Genomic DNA, 15,586 nt, shown 5'->3' with positions numbered 1-15,586 from the left:
TGAATTTGTTAGGCTAGTTTAGGAAAGAGAGGGGTAAGAGATGAAAAACGTCAAATTATCTGTATTAGATTTAGTTGCTGTAGGAGAAGGATTTACAGCAGGAGAAGCCATTCAGAACAGCGTACACCTCGCTCAAAAAGTAGAAGAATTAGGTTATGAGCGTTACTGGTTTGCAGAACATCATAATAGCGCAAGCATTGCGAGTTCAGCTACTGTATTATTGATTGGTAAAATTGCAGAACATACAAAAACAATGCGAGTAGGTTCAGGTGGTATTATGCTACCAAACCATAAGCCGCTTATCGTAGCGGAACAGTTCGGTACATTAGATGCAATGTATCCAGGACGAATTGATTTAGGTGTAGGTAGAGCGCCGGGAACAGATCCAACAACTGCAGAGGCACTTGGCAGAAGTCCATACGGCGCACCGAATAACTTCCCAGAAGATGTAGAGCAATTGCAAACATACTTAGGTGCAAATGAAGGAGCGCGTGTACACGCCTTCCCAGGTGAGAACTCGAATGTACCCATCTATATTTTAGGTTCAAGTTTATTCAGTGCAGAACTCGCAGCGCAAATGGGACTACCATATGCATTTGCTAGTCACTTTGCACCGAATTACTTAGAACAAGCACTACAACTTTACCGCACGCAGTTTAAGCCATCCGAGTATTTAGACAAGCCGTACACCATTGCATGTGTGAATGGTATGGCAGCAGATACGAATGAAGAAGCTGAGCGCATGGTAACGAGCTTGTATCAATATTTTTTAGGAATTGTAAAAGGCTCACCGAAAAAACTAATGCCTGCTGTTGATTCGATGAAAGAGATTTGGACGATGAATGAGCGCTATGCCGTATTAGAAGCACTTCGCTATACATTCAAAGGCGGCCCAGAAAAAGTGAAGAATCAACTACAAAGTTTCTTGCAAATTACACAAGTAGATGAAATTATGGTGACATCACATATTTATGAACCAGCAGAACGCGTCCATTCATATGAGATCATCATGCAAGCATTAAAAGAGCTACAAGAAAATTAAACATAAAAGAGGCAATTACACGAAAATAGACGTGTGATGCCTCTTTTTATATTAAGCATTCGTATTAAAATCAATGGCTACAGCAGCTAATGTTTGAGCGGCAGCTACCATCGCGTATTCTTCAAAATTAAATTTAGAATGATGATGTGCATAAGCTGGGCCATTTACAGGCTTTGCACCTGTGAAGAAGAATGCCCCTGGTCGTGCATTTAAATAGTAAGAAAAGTCCTCACCAACCATGTTTGCATCCATGATTTGAGCGGCTTTTACATTGGGTACATGTTGCGCTGTTTCCAGTACATGTTGCGCCATGAGAACATCATTAATAACAGGAGGGTGACCACGCGTGTAGTCGAATGTGAAGGTTGCACCTGCAGCTTCACAAAGTCCTTTGATGATGCGCTCCATCTCAACAATTACTTGTTCGCGTACTTCTACATCGAACGTACGAACCGTTCCTTTTAGTTCAGCACTCCCTGCAATAATATTAAAAGCATCACCAGCGTGGAATGAACCAACTGTGAGTACAACGGGGCTTGTTGGATTAATACGACGAGAAGCCACTTGTTGAAGTGCCGTCACAATTTGCGCTCCGAGCGTTACTGTATCAATGGTTGTATGCGGCATTGCGCCATGTCCACCAACTCCATGTAGTGTAAGTGTGAAAGAGTCTGCTCCAGCCATCATAGCACCAGGTCGTGTTTGAATGATGCCAGCTTCGAATTGTGACCATAGATGTGTGCCGAAAACAGCATCAACACCATCTAAACAACCGGCTTCAACCATTGCTTTTGCGCCGCCTGGTGTTACTTCTTCAGCATGTTGATGAATCATTACATAGTTTCCAGCTAGTTGTTCGCGATGTTGAAATAATGTTTTTGCAAGCACAAGAAGTGTCGCTGTATGTCCATCATGTCCGCAAGCATGGCTTACATTTGGAACAGTTGATTGATAAGCAACACCTGTTTCTTCTTGAATCGGTAAGGCATCGAAGTCAGCACGTAGAGCCACTGTTTTGCCAGGTAATCCACCTTCAATGCGGGCAACAATACCATTCCCGCCAATATTTCTTTCGTAAGGAATATCAAATTCATCATAAAAGTTACAAATATATTCAACCGTTTCATGTTCTTTATACGATACTTCAGGATGCATGTGTAAATAACGTCGAATTTCTTGCATCGATGTAAATTGTTCTTCTAATTCATTCCAAATGACTTCTTTCATCTACAATACCTTCTCTCTTAAAAACGATCATCACTGTCTTCTTCTACTTCTTCAACAGGTGCTGTTCCATAGAGTTTTGTGTACGGTGCAACAGCGAGTGTTGTTGGTCTACGGTCTGTTTCATGATTCCCCATAAAGTCAAAATCCACTGCATAGTCTGCTGAATCGCGCCAAACTTGATATGAGTTTGGACCTGTCCATTGTTGGATAATCGCAAATACAGTTGACTTAATCGGCTTTAATAATTTATACGCGATAAATCCAGGTTCGTTAATAAAGTGGAATGATTTACTTTTCAGACGATTTTCAAAAGATAATTGGCTATCTTCAAAAATATCGACATACGTAATGGCATAGAAGCCACCTGGTTCAAATTCACCAACTGCTTCAACAACTTCAAATGACTGCGGTGTTGCAAATTTTGTTTTACCTTCCGTCACATGCATTAAGACAGATTGTTGTCCACCATATAGTACCGTCATATTTTCTTTTTTATATTTTGCTTGTAAATGCTCCATAAAATCGGCTGTACCGGTTGCTAAATAAACATACATACTGAACGCCACCTTTATCATTTTATTTGATTCTCTTTATTAGTATATCCGTTTAACATAAAAGATTCACAACATTTGAAAATGTCTAGTCGTTTTTCCAAATTATTTTCACGTTATGATAGCGTTGTCAAAAAAAAGACAAGAATTGAAAAAGTTTTTTTGACAAAAAGGTTTTGAAACTATACTTTAATATATGAAAAGTCTATAGTGAAAATGGATATCAATATAGAACAGACGATTTACATGAAGTGAATCAAAAGTAAAAAGATGAACTGAAGGAAGGGCAGGCTAATCAATTGACGAAATTTAATGATACACTTTTACGCGCAGCAAGAGGCGAACAGACAGAACATACACCGGTATGGTATATGAGACAGGCAGGACGTTCACAGCCAGAGTACCGTAAAATTAAAGAAAAATACTCTCTTGAGGAAATTACACATCAACCAGAGTTATGTGCATACGTCACACATTTACCAGTGCAAAATTATGGTGTAGATGCAGCAATTTTGTATAAAGATATTGTGACACCACTACCAGGCATGGGGATAGATGTGAAGATTGAAGCAGGAATCGGTCCTGTTATTTCAAATCCAATTCGTTCTGCAAAAGACGTCGATACACTACGTGAATTCAATCCCCAAGAACATGTGCCTTTTGTATTGGATACAATTAAGCTACTGACGACAGAACAATTGAATGTACCATTAATCGGTTTTGCAGGTGCACCATTCACATTAGCAAGCTATATGATTGAAGGTGGCCCATCGAAAAACTATGCGAAAACAAAAGCCTTTATGGTGTCTGAACCACAAGCTTGGTTTAAATTAATGGATAAATTAGCAGATATGATTATTATAGATTTAAAGGCGCAAATTCAAGCGGGTGCAAAAGCCTTCCAAATTTTTGACTCGTGGGTAGGTGCTTTAAATCATGAAGACTATCAAATTTTTATTAAACCGATCATGACACGTATTTTCACAGAATTAAAAGATGAAGGTGTTCCTTCAATCTTATTCGGTGTAGGTGCAAGTCATTTAGTAATGGATTGGAATGAGCTACCTGTTGATGTAGTTGGTTTAGATTGGCGCTTACCAATTAAACAAGCCCGTCAAATGGGGATTACAAAACCACTTCAAGGTAACTTAGATCCAACATTATTATTAGCGGACTGGTCTGTATTAGAAGCTCGTACAAAAGATATTATCGATCAAGGATTAGAAATGCCAGGTCATATCTTTAACTTAGGACATGGTGTATTCCCTTCAGTAAATCCAGATGTTCTAAAACGTTTAACAGCATTTATTCATGAATATAGCGCATCAAAGAAATAATAATAATTTTATGAGGTGATTGAGATGAAAAGAAAAGTTGGTTTATTAGTAATGGCGTATGGTACACCAGAAAAAGATGAAGATTTAATCCCTTACTACACACATATTCGTCGCGGTCGTCGTCCAAGCGATGAACAAATTGAAGATTTACGTGAACGTTATCAAGCGATTGGTGGTATTTCACCACTTGCAAAAACGACACTTGAACAAAGTGAAGCACTTGTAAATCGTTTAAACGAGATGCAAGACGAAGTGGAATATAAACTATATCTTGGCTTAAAACATATCGCACCATTCGTAGAAGATGCAGTAGAAGATATGGTGAAGGACGGTGTAGAAGAAGTGGTATCAATCGTACTAGCACCTCACTTCTCATCATTCTCAACAAAAGCATATCACACACGTGCTATGGATAAAGCGAAAGAGTTAGGTAGTTCAATGAAGTTCTATACAGTGGACAGCTGGTATAAAGAAGAAAAATTCTTACAATACTGGACTGAAAAAATTAATGAAGCTTTCGCTGATATGACAGAAGAAGAACGTGAAACAGCGTGCTTAATCGTATGCGCACACTCATTACCACAACGTATTATCGAAATGGGTGACCCATACCGTGACCAAATGTTTGATACAAAAGATATTTTACAAGAGCGTACGGGTGTGAAAAATGTAGAGTTTGGTTGGCAGTCAGCTGGTCAAACACCAGAGCCATGGTTAGAGCCAGACGTACAAGATTTAACACGCGACCTTTATAACGAAAAAGGATATCGTTCATTCGTGTATACGCCAGTAGGTTTTGTAGCAGAACATTTAGAAGTTCTATACGATAATGACTACGAATGTAAAGTGGTATGTGATGAGTTAGGCGCAAATTACCGTCGTCCAAAAATGCCAAATGCAGATCCACTATTCATTGATGGATTAGCTGATGTTGTAACAAGAAGATTAGCTGAAGCTTAAAAAGAAAGTGATGATTGATGTGACGAATGACAAGCGCAGGGTTGCAATCATCGGTGGAGGAATATCGGGATTAACCGCTGCTTATTATTTACAAGAGCAAGCAAAGTCAGCACAATTACCAACTGAGATTGTATTGATTGAAGCATCGCATCGATTTGGTGGGAAGATTCAGACCATCGTAGAAGATGGCTATCAAATTGAAAAAGGACCGGATTCTTTTACAGATCACAAAGGAACGGTCGCTACATTAGCGAAAAAATTAAAAGTTGAAAAACAGCTTGTTCGGAGTAAAGAAGAGCGGAAGTTTGTGGCGGTGAATGAAGAATTGCATGCAGTTCCAAAAGGTGTGCAATTCGGTATTCCAACAGAAATTACACCCTTTTTGATATCGGACTTGGTGTCTTGGAGTGGTAAAGCACGAGCTACATTCGACTTTTTACGTCCACAGGGAAAAATGACAGAAGATCAATCACTTGGACAGTGGGTAAGGCAGCGATTAGGTGGCGAAGTATTAGAAAACTTGACCGAACCTTTGTTGTCGGGGATTTATAATGGAGATATCGACGAACTAAGTTTACAGGCGGTATTACCCTTTCTCTCTACACACAGTAAAACTTCAAGTGGCTTGATTCAAAGTATGAAGTCTTACACTCGTTCTTCGGACTATTTAACAGATGCAGAACAAAGTTTTTCGTTCGTAGGAGGACTTGAGACATTTGTTGATGCATTGGTTCATGAATTAACTGAAGTGAAACTAAAAAAGAGTGTTCGTGTAACGAATATTCAAAAAAGCAATCATCAACTCTTACTATCATTAAATAACCAAAGTTCAATTAAAGCAGATGCGGTAATTATCGCAACATCTCATACAATTGCGCAGTCGTTATTTCATGAAAAACAGCTTTTACAAGAACTAGATGGTATCCCATTGAACACAGTAGCTACTGTTTCTTTAGCTTTTGATGAAACTCAAATTGCTCATCATTTTACAGGAACGGATTTTGTTGTATCACGTAATAATGATGTATCTATTACTGCGGCTACATTTATGAATCGTAAATGGCAAGGTACGGCACCAGATGGTAAGGTATTAATCAAAGCTTACATTGGACGTGTAGGTGATGAAGCCATTGTGGAGTTATCCGATAAAGGAATTGAAAAAGTCGTGTTGCAAGATTTACATCGTTTAGTGGGGATTACAGGCGCGCCTGAAAAAGTGATTGTGACGCGCTATAAAAATGCTATGCCACAATATACGATTGGACATTTAGAGCGCGTGCGAAAATCGAAAGAATCTTTATATGAAGCTTACCCAACAATTCGTTTGATTGGGAATACCTATGATGGCATTAGTATTCCAAAATGTGTTCGTCAAGCAATTGAGAGTGCGGAGCAAATTATGCAAGAGTTAAAAGATTTGCCATCCTTTGTAATCGAATAAAAGAGTCTTAAAAAACAGGAGAGGACAGCAGAGTGTTTGCTGAAAGCTCTTGTTTTTTTATTTAGTAAATTTACGGAATGTGAACCTTATGCGAACGATTGAAAATATGAAGTACATTTCATTGTTTTTTCACATATTCCATATAAAATAAGGGACAGGAGGGTTGTTATGAAAAAAGTAGGTATACTGTCATTATTATTATTGTTGCTTGCTGTACTAACAGCCTGCAATCGAACAGATTACAAAGGAATTTCAAAAGATGAACCCTTTATCGCTTCAGTAAATATTGGTGAACCATCTATTGATTTTATTCGGCCTAATGGTGAAAAAATCGAAACATGGGATTTAAAAGAAGCATATACTGGAGCTACATTGGTTGGTGAACATGCAATTCTTTTATATGGTAATCAATTAGAACAAGCTGATTTAGTGAATCTTGATACGGGTGAGATTCAAAAGAAAATTGATGTATCAAAAGGTGCTACGAATGCTTACTATGATGATGCAAACAAAACTTTTTATATAGCGAATAGTGGCTTAAACGAAGTAACTGCCTATAATCAAAAGGGTGAACGTATTCAGACAATGAAAACAGGGAAGTATCCAATGGCGATGTTAGTGGAAGACGGTCATTTATACGTGGTGAATTTTAAAGATACGTTTATTTCTGTATTCAATACAACGACGAAAAAATTAGAAAAGAAAATACCAATTCCAAAGTCGTCACATGGATTAGACTTTGTTGATGGTGAACTCTGGTTAGGTGGACATGGAGCAGGTGAAAAACCAAATACACATGTATTAAAAATCAATCCAAAGACTTCAAAAGTTGTTGGAAAGATGGATTTACCAATTATGCCAATCGCTTTTGCAAAGTTAGATGAACGTGAATTTGTACTCAGTCATGGTGAAAGTATGCTCTATGAACTGAATGAGCAACAACAAATTAGTTGGGAACAAGAGATTGGCTCAAATCCATTTGCAGTCGAAGCTTTTCAAAATCAAATTGTCGTTGCAGGGTATGACGATCAAACACTTTATTGGGTGAAAGACCATCATATCGTGAAAAAAACAAAAGTAGGGCAAGCACCATTTCAACTTTTAGTAAGGGAGAATGTCAAATGAACGTATTAATTGTAGATGATGAAAAGGAAATGCGTCATCTGATTTCGATTATGCTTCACCAAGAACATATTCAAACCTACCAAGCCAGTGGCGGACAAGAGGCATATGATATTTTAGACCGTCAACCCATTGACCTCATCTTATTAGATGTCATGATGCCAGATGAAGATGGTTTTGAAGTGTGTCAGAAAATACGTAAGAACTCAGATATCCCAATTATCTTTTTAACAGCGAAAGATGCAAATGCCGATAAAGTGCGTGGACTACGATTAGGTGGAGATGATTATATGGTAAAGCCCTTCACTGCTTCCGAGTTAATCGCACGTATTCAAGCAGTTTTACGTCGCTACCAACCACAACAAGATGTAACACATACACAAATTATTCAGCGCGGTAATATTTGCCTAGATGAAATTGCGAGACGTGTGACAGTGGAAGGTAGAGAAATTCCACTTACACTAAAAGAATTCGATTTACTACATTTATTTATGAAACAACCGAATATTGTTTATACACGCGAACAATTACTCGAGAAAATTTGGTCGCTTGATTATGATGGTGGTACACGAACAGTCGATACACATATTAAAACATTGCGCTTAAAGCTTGGAAAAGAATATAGTCGTCTGATTCAAACAGTTTGGGGTATTGGCTATCGCTTTGAGGAACAACGATGAAAAAAATCTCCACGAAGATTTGGGTGTTTGTATTAGCCACAGTAGCAGTGACGGTTCTATTTATGTATGGTTTAACTAATTTTTTATACGAAAGATTGTATGTAAAAGATGCAGAAAACTCCATGATCGAAATCGGTGAAAAGCTTTCAAAGATGTATACAGGTGGTAAAGTAACAGACGAATTAATCGACAATGTAGACCGTTATAATACATATGCGAATGTCAATGTATTTGCTGTACGAAATCCACGTGAATTGAGTGCCTGTGTCCCATTTGATATTGATTATGATACGTTAATTGGACCAGACGAACGACATGAATTGTTAAAAGGGAATATCATTACGAAGCAAGGATATGAAAAGCGATTTGATCGTCAAGTGATTTCTGTTGTGATTCCGCTTGTAGATGAAAAAAGGCTAGAAGGGATTTTATATCTCTATTTCCCACTGGAAAAAATTACAGAACTTGCTTCAAAAGAAGTTGTTTTTTTAATTTGTTCCGCAATTGTCTTTTTAATTTTGATTAGCTTCATTATATTCAAAGGAATACGTGTTATTATGAAGCCACTACAATCGCTTCAATATGCAGCAAAAGAAATGGCGCAGGGGCATTATCAAACGCGTGTCATGAGTACATCAAAAGATGAAATTGGACAATTAGCACAAACTTTCAATGAGATGGCACAAGCAATTGAAGAAGAAGATCAGAGACAGCGCCAATTTTTAGAGAATGTGTCACACGAATTGCGTACACCGATTAGCTATATTAAAGGGTATGGTGAGACATTACTTACAAGTAATACATCTGAACAAGAGCGTAACGACCAACTAGCATTAATTGTTCGAGAAGCAGGACGTATGGAAAAGTTGACGAATGAACTACTACAGTTATCACGTACGACTGAACAAAAGGAAACATTGCAGCTGTATCCACTACCATTATCTGAAACGATTCGAGAAGTAGTGCATATGCTTGAGGGACGTGCGAAACAAGCTGATATTACGATTCATACGAATCTAGACGATCATGTGATTGTGAATGCAGATGAACTGCGCATGAAACAAATCTTGATTAATTTACTTGAAAATGCGATTCGCTATTCAAATGAAGGAACATCTATTTATGTACGAAGTTATGAAGTAGAGAATCAAGCGTGTATTGAAGTTGAAGATCATGGAATTGGTATTCCAGAACAAGATTTACCACATATTATGGAACGTTTCTATCGTGTGAATAAGGCGAGAAGTCGTGCAGATGGAGGAAGTGGTCTCGGTTTATCAATTGTTCAACAGTTAGTAACAGCACATGGTGGACGTGTTCAAATTGAGAGTGTTTTGAATGAAGGGACGACTATACGCATATTCCTACCATTAATGGAGGAGATGGAAGAATGAAAATTCGAATGATGTTGGCTGCATTCTTTCTCCTTCTTCTTTCGGGTTGTTCAATAGAAGAAGATCCAGTAGAAGCAGACCAGACGATTGCGGCAGTACAGGTTCAATTTATCAACCCAGATGAATTTAAGAAAAAAGAGATTCCGTTAGAAGTTGAAGTGACACAAGACAAAAAGCCTGTGGAAGATGCAAGTTTTGTACGATTTGAAATTTGGCGAGATGGTGAGCGAAAAGATAGTCGTATGATTGATGCGAAACATATAGGAGAAGGTCACTATACTGCGCAGGCTACAGTAAAGAAAAAAGGCGTATATTATGTCTATGCACATACAGAAGCACATGGTCTGCACATTATGCCAAAACAAAAAATTGAAGTACAATAGAAGATAAGAAAAAGAATATATTTAGTGCTTGCTAAATTCGTTATGTAGGTATAAAATAAATGACTAGATGACCGAAATCGGTTTCTGGTCATTTTTACTTATTATAAGGGGTGTGAGGAAATGGATCGTCGACATGAAATATTGGTCGCGGCAAATAAGTCTTTCACATTATTCGGCTATAAAGCTACAACGATGGATCAAGTGGCGCGTATGGCGAATGTTGGGAAGGGAACTATCTATACATTTTTCGAAAATAAAGACGTACTGTTTCAAGAGATTGTGATGGGTATGATTGAAGAAATGAAAAACGAAGCAGAGCGTATTATTAATCCAAATGTTAGTTTTTTAGAAAATACACATCAAATTTTAATGAAGCTCTTACAATTTAGGGATGTACATAAACTTTATGCGAAGCTTGTAGAAGAAGGTCATGCACTTCGCACACCACAAGTAGAAAATGTCCTAAAAAAAATCGAAAACGAAATCTTAACGTATATTTCAAGTAAGATTCAAATTGCCATTGATAAAAAAGAAATCAAACCATGTAATCCTGAGCATGTTGCATACTTAGTTTTTAAAGTTTATTTATCTTTTGTTGTAGAATGGCCAGAAACACATGACGAAGAACTTGATGAACATACAATTGTAGATTTATTTAAAAATACACTCTTTGGTGGTTTAACACCATAGAGTCTTTTTAAACAATGGAATGACTGTATGAGGTTTTTAGTCATTAAGTATTTAGGAGGAAAACGGAATTGATTAAAGCAGAGTGGACGAAAATATTCAAAAATAAAATGATGCTCATTTCATTAGTAGCAATTTTATTTGTTCCAATCATTTACGCTGGTATGTTCCTATGGTCTTTTTGGGATCCATATGGTCATTTAGATCGGCTACCAGTTGCAGTTGTGAATCAGGATCGCGGTGCAACAGTTGATGGGAAGAAATTAAAATTAGGCGACGAATTGACAGATGAATTACTCGATAAGAAAAATTTGAACTTTAAAGTAGTTTCTGAAAAAGAGGCTGAAAAAGGAATGGAAGATCGTACATATTATATGACGATTCGCATTCCAAAAGATTTTAGTAAAAATGCAGGTACTTTATTAGAAGATAAACCTGAAAAACTAAAAATTAAATATACACCGAATGAAGGAATTAACTTCTTAGGAAGTCAAATCGGTAAGAGTGCAATTGAAACGATTCGTACAGAGGTAAATGAAGAAGTATCAAAAACATATGCTGAGCAACTCTTTAAAAACATTGCTAAATTGGGCGATGGATTCCAAGAAGGCTCAGACGGTGCTAAAAAACTAAAAAATGGTGCCGGAAAATTAAAAGATGGTGCGAATGAACTGAAAGACGGGATTATTAGTGCCGAAGATGGAGCAAGTCAGTTAAACGACGGGGCATTATCAGCAAAAGATGGTGCCGGACGGTTAAGTACAGGAATTGCTTCTGCTGCAAAAGGTGCAACACAGCTAGGTGATGGTGCATTATCAGCGAAAGACGGAGCAAGCCAATTAAATAATGGAATTAGCTCGGCTTCAGATGGTTCAACACAATTACAAAGTGGTTCACAGCAATTAAAAGATGGAACAGCAACGCTTGTATCTGGTTTAGAAAATAACACATCGAATATCCAAGCATTGAATAACGGTGCACAAGCAGTCAATGATGGTGTAGGTTCTCTACAAAAAGGTTTAGGTGCGTTAGCGAACGGTTCACAATCTGTATCAGATGGTGTGACAGCGCTTGTGGATGGTTTAGGAGCCTTACCACAAACTGTATCAAAACTACAAAATGGTGTATCCGGTATTAATGATGGTGCAGCAAAAGTAGCAGCAGGTACAAAAAATGTAGCAGATGGAACAGCAGCACTTGAACAACAAATTGCGGCTTTAGAAATCCCAGAAGAACAGAAGGCTATTTTACTTGCAACAGCGAAACAAGTGAGCGCAGGTGCAAAAGCTACAAGTGACGGAGCAGCAAGTTTAAGCTCAAATACAGCAGTATTAAATTCAGAAGTATCAAAAGTACAAGTGCCTGAAGCTGGCGATTTAAGTAAGTTGAAATCTGGTGCAGCACAAGTAGCAGAAGGCGCAGCTACAGCAAGTGATCAAGTGAAAAATAAATTAAAACCAGGTACAACGGAACTAGCAGCTGGTACAGAGAAGCTTGAACAGAATTGGGGTAGCTCGGTTGCAGGTGCTAAAAAATTAGACGAAGGTGCAGGTTCATTAAATACAGGAATCTCATCTCTAAATAATGGTCTATCAAAATTACAAACAGGTTCTAATAGTCTTGTATCTGGTTTAGGTGAACTATCAAACGGAGCATTTAAATTAACAGATGGTATGGGACAATTACAAACAGGTTCGACAAGTTTAGTAGCAGGTCTAGGTAAATTATCAAATGGAACAACGTCATTATTGAGCGGTACACTAAAACTAGAAGACGGTTCAGGTCAACTAGCTGATGGTACACAAGATCTTCAAAATGGCGCGAAAACATTACAAACAAAACTAGGTGATGCTTCATCAGATGTAGCAGATATCCATGCAACAAATAAAACATACAACATGGTAAGTAACCCAGTAGAAGTGGATAAAAAAGCAATCAACCATGTTGAAAACTATGGTACAGGTTTTGCACCATACTTTATCTCAATGGGATTACTTGTAGGTGGTATTGTTGTAACAGTCATCTTCTCAATTGTTCACCCAGCTATTCGTCCAACGAACGGAACATCTTGGTTCTTAAGTAAGACAAGTGTATTAGCTGTAGTTGGTTTATTACAATCTGTCATTGTTGTAAGTCTTGTGAAGTTATTCTTAGGTATTGAAGTTCAAAACTTAGGTGCTGTGTTCTTACTTGCACTAGTCGCAAGTTATACGTTCATGGCAATCATTCAAATGTTTGTAACACTATTCAATGATGTCGGTCGTTACATCGTACTTGTTCTAATGGTTATGCAATTAACATCAAGTGCTGGTACATTCCCACTTGAATTAATTCCTGAACCGCTACAAGCATTGAATAAATTCATGCCGATGACCTATACAATCCAAGCGTTCAAAGCAGCCATTTCAACAGGTGACTTTGACTTCTATTGGAAAAACATCGCCGTACTAGGTTCAATTATCGTCGTATGTTTACTTGTAACATTCGGTTACTTCCAATTACTATTTAAAAAACGCTATTCAGGTACACCAACTGAAGAAACACAAGCATAAAAATAAAAGCGTTTCTGCCTTTATATAGAAGGTAGAAGCGCTTTTTACATATGAAAAAACGCTTAGAGATTGGTTCAGAATCTCTAAGCGTTTTTGGATTTACTCCATAAAATTAAGCGACTTTATATAGGTTCATATTCTATGGTTCAGTATAGAATATGAACGGTAATGATTGAACTAGAAATATTTTGGGGAATTTCTAGCTCAGCACATAACAGTATTGATTACAGTGATTCACAATGATGGCAAGTGTTTGAGTAGCACTCACTTTGTTCTTCGATTTTCTCTCCACATTTGGCACAGTGTTTGTCCGGCAGGTTCTTGAAAAATTCTACAACGTTTTCTAACATTTGAATTCGCCTCCTAAGCAATCTGTTATATTACTGATTTGTTATTTAACATTGTATTATAATACAGATTGAAAAGTCAATACAAAACATAAAAAATAAAGTAAAATAGATGTGAGAACTTAAAAAAGGAGCTAACGAATCTATGTTATTCATTGATAATAAAGGGATTACAGACCCACGTATAAATTTAGCAATTGAGGAGTATGCACTGACAAATTTAGATGTAGAAGAGGGCTTACTACTGTTTTACATAAATCAACCGTCGATTATTATTGGTCGTAACCAAAATACAATCGAAGAAATCAATACGGACTATGTCGAAGAAAATGATATTATCGTCGTTCGTCGTCTTTCAGGTGGGGGTGCTGTATATCATGATTTAGGTAATTTAAACTTTAGCTTTTTAACAAAAGATGAAGGAGACAATTTCCAAAATTTTAAGAAGTTCACGCAACCTGTAGTAGACGCGCTAAATCACATGGGTGTAAAAGCAGAATTATCAGGGCGAAATGATATTTTAGCAGAAGGAAAGAAATTCTCAGGGAATGCGATGTTTTCAACAAATGGTCGTATGTTCAGTCATGGTACACTGATGTTCAATGCAAACATTGAAGAAGTTGTACGCGCTTTACGCCCTAAAAAAGAAAAAATGGAGTCAAAAGGTATTAAATCGGTTCGTTCACGCGTTACGAATATTATTGATTTATTAGATGACCAAACGGTTACAATCGAAGATTTCCGTTTAGAAATTTTACAGGCTATTTTTGGTGGAGAAGATCAAATTCGTTACTATGAACTAACAGAAGAAGATTGGAAAGCGATTCATAAAATTTCAGAAGAACGCTATCAAAAGTGGGAGTGGAATTACGGGAAGTCACCGAAATTCAATACACAGCGTTCGAAGAAGTTTGCATCGGGCTTTATCGACTTACACATTGAAGTGAAAAAAGGTATGATTGAAGATATTCAAATCTTTGGCGATTTCTTCGGTGTTGGTGATATGGTAGATTTAGAACAAGCTTTAAAAGGCGTTCGATATGAAGCGAGCGCTATACGAGAGGCACTTCAACCATTTGATTTACCAACTTACTTTGGTGGCGTGACAGAAGAAGAATTTGTACAATTAATGTATTAATAGAGAAGGAGGGGACAAAATGGACAAGCATCGTATTTTAATTGTAGAAGATGATTTGAAAATTGCTTCTATGCTTGCGGATACATTGCGAAAATACCATTATGAAGTCCAAACTGTACAGGCCTTTGACCAGATTGTAGAGGAATTTAAGGCCTTCTCTCCTCATCTTGTTTTGTTAGACATCAACTTACCTTCTTATGATGGTTACTATTGGTGTCGCCAATTACGACAATTCACAACAGTACCCATCATTTATATATCTGCTCGTTCGGGCGAAATGGATCAAATTTTTGCACTTGAAAATGGCGGCGATGATTTTATTACGAAACCATTTCACTATGAAATCGTACTTGCAAAAATTAAAAGTCATTTAAGAAGAACGTATGGTGAATATGCTTCAAAACAAGAGGAGAGAACCGTACAACAAGGGCAATTACAATTATTTTTAGAACGTATGGAATTACAAGTGAAGGATGAGATGATTCCTTTGCAGAAAAAAGAATGTGTCATTTTAGAGTTACTTATGAGTGAAGCACCAAAAGTTGTCTCTCGTGAACGCTTATTAGAAGAATTATGGGACGACCAAGCTTTCGTTGATGAAAATACGCTAAATGTAAATATGACGCGCGTTCGAAAAAAGTTAGCGGATTATGACGTACAGTCAACTATCGAAACTGTACGAGGAGCAGGTTATCGTTTCTTATTGCATGAGGAGGAGGCGTAGC

The 15,586-nt window shown here is 37.4% G+C and carries 15 protein-coding genes; 12 read left to right on the top strand and 3 right to left on the bottom strand.

Annotated features, from left to right (window positions below; genetic code table 11):
• Window positions 1–40: 40 nt before the first annotated feature.
• Entirely contained in the window at window positions 41–1,042 is a 1,002-nt protein-coding gene (locus ACKVQX_RS09725; RefSeq protein WP_342302901.1) for an LLM class flavin-dependent oxidoreductase, read from the top strand.
• 51 nt (window positions 1,043–1,093) lie between these two features.
• Here the strand turns inward: ACKVQX_RS09725 and ACKVQX_RS09720 are convergent, their stop codons facing one another.
• Together ACKVQX_RS09720 and ACKVQX_RS09715 are read right to left on the bottom strand one after the other, a co-directional pair.
• On the bottom strand, window positions 1,094–2,269 hold the full coding sequence (locus ACKVQX_RS09720; RefSeq protein WP_409136267.1) for a M20 family metallopeptidase: 1,176 nt from the start codon (window positions 2,267–2,269) through the stop codon (window positions 1,094–1,096).
• Between the two features lie 17 nt (window positions 2,270–2,286).
• Entirely contained in the window at window positions 2,287–2,823 is a 537-nt protein-coding gene (locus tag ACKVQX_RS09715; protein WP_409136266.1) for an antibiotic biosynthesis monooxygenase, read from the bottom strand.
• A gap of 296 nt (window positions 2,824–3,119) precedes the next feature.
• Here ACKVQX_RS09715 and hemE point away from each other — a divergent pair, with 296 nt between their 5' ends.
• The 9 genes from hemE to ACKVQX_RS09670 all read left to right on the top strand — a co-directional run bounded on the left by hemE (window position 3,120) and on the right by ACKVQX_RS09670 (window position 13,376).
• A complete protein-coding gene (hemE, locus tag ACKVQX_RS09710; protein WP_068451115.1) occupies window positions 3,120–4,157 on the top strand; it encodes a uroporphyrinogen decarboxylase in 1,038 nt (345 codons plus the stop codon).
• Between the two features lie 24 nt (window positions 4,158–4,181).
• The gene (gene hemH, locus ACKVQX_RS09705) at window positions 4,182–5,117 is read left to right on the top strand and encodes a ferrochelatase (protein ID WP_087679953.1); all 936 of its coding nucleotides are present in this window, start codon (window positions 4,182–4,184) and stop codon (window positions 5,115–5,117) included.
• A gap of 19 nt (window positions 5,118–5,136) precedes the next feature.
• A complete protein-coding gene (hemG, locus tag ACKVQX_RS09700) occupies window positions 5,137–6,558 on the top strand; it encodes a protoporphyrinogen oxidase (RefSeq protein WP_409136265.1) in 1,422 nt (473 codons plus the stop codon).
• Between the two features lie 168 nt (window positions 6,559–6,726).
• Window positions 6,727–7,683 carry a YncE family protein gene (locus ACKVQX_RS09695; protein WP_087679955.1) on the top strand — a complete coding sequence of 319 codons (957 nt, stop codon included), beginning with the start codon at window positions 6,727–6,729 and terminating at the stop codon, window positions 7,681–7,683.
• Window positions 7,680–8,360 (top strand): response regulator transcription factor, encoded by a 681-nt coding sequence (locus ACKVQX_RS09690; RefSeq protein ID WP_068451123.1) that lies wholly within the window; start codon window positions 7,680–7,682, stop codon window positions 8,358–8,360. The genes ACKVQX_RS09695 and ACKVQX_RS09690 overlap by 4 nt, the downstream gene beginning before the upstream one ends.
• Window positions 8,357–9,754, top strand: coding sequence for a cell wall metabolism sensor histidine kinase WalK (locus ACKVQX_RS09685; RefSeq protein ID WP_087679956.1), 1,398 nt, complete (start codon window positions 8,357–8,359; stop codon window positions 9,752–9,754). Before ACKVQX_RS09690 ends, ACKVQX_RS09685 begins: the two co-directional genes overlap by 4 nt.
• Entirely contained in the window at window positions 9,751–10,137 is a 387-nt protein-coding gene (locus ACKVQX_RS09680) for a FixH family protein (protein ID WP_068451129.1), read from the top strand. The genes ACKVQX_RS09685 and ACKVQX_RS09680 overlap by 4 nt, the downstream gene beginning before the upstream one ends.
• Window positions 10,138–10,257: 120 nt before the next feature.
• The gene (locus tag ACKVQX_RS09675; protein ID WP_068451132.1) at window positions 10,258–10,827 is read left to right on the top strand and encodes a TetR/AcrR family transcriptional regulator; all 570 of its coding nucleotides are present in this window, start codon (window positions 10,258–10,260) and stop codon (window positions 10,825–10,827) included.
• Window positions 10,828–10,895: 68 nt separating this feature from the next.
• Window positions 10,896–13,376: a YhgE/Pip domain-containing protein gene (locus ACKVQX_RS09670; protein WP_325943601.1), complete on the top strand. Its 2,481-nt coding sequence runs from the start codon at window positions 10,896–10,898 to the stop codon at window positions 13,374–13,376.
• 224 nt (window positions 13,377–13,600) lie between these two features.
• Here ACKVQX_RS09670 and yhfH read toward each other — a convergent pair whose 3' ends face one another.
• Complete coding sequence (yhfH, locus tag ACKVQX_RS09665; RefSeq protein ID WP_082701353.1) at window positions 13,601–13,726, bottom strand: protein YhfH; 126 nt, start codon at window positions 13,724–13,726, stop codon at window positions 13,601–13,603.
• A gap of 142 nt (window positions 13,727–13,868) precedes the next feature.
• Between yhfH and ACKVQX_RS09660 the strand changes: the two genes are divergently transcribed.
• Entirely contained in the window at window positions 13,869–14,861 is a 993-nt protein-coding gene (locus ACKVQX_RS09660; protein WP_068451137.1) for a lipoate--protein ligase, read from the top strand.
• 19 nt (window positions 14,862–14,880) lie between these two features.
• Window positions 14,881–15,585: a response regulator transcription factor gene (locus ACKVQX_RS09655; RefSeq protein ID WP_068451140.1), complete on the top strand. Its 705-nt coding sequence runs from the start codon at window positions 14,881–14,883 to the stop codon at window positions 15,583–15,585.
• Window position 15,586 lies beyond the last annotated feature (1 nt).

The sequence above is a fragment of the Kurthia sp. ISK08 genome, assembly GCF_046159805.1.
GTDB lineage: Bacteria > Bacillota > Bacilli > Bacillales_A > Planococcaceae > Kurthia > Kurthia gibsonii.
Note: the sequence above shows the minus strand (reverse complement) of the source record. Positions and strands in the feature narration are given on the sequence as shown.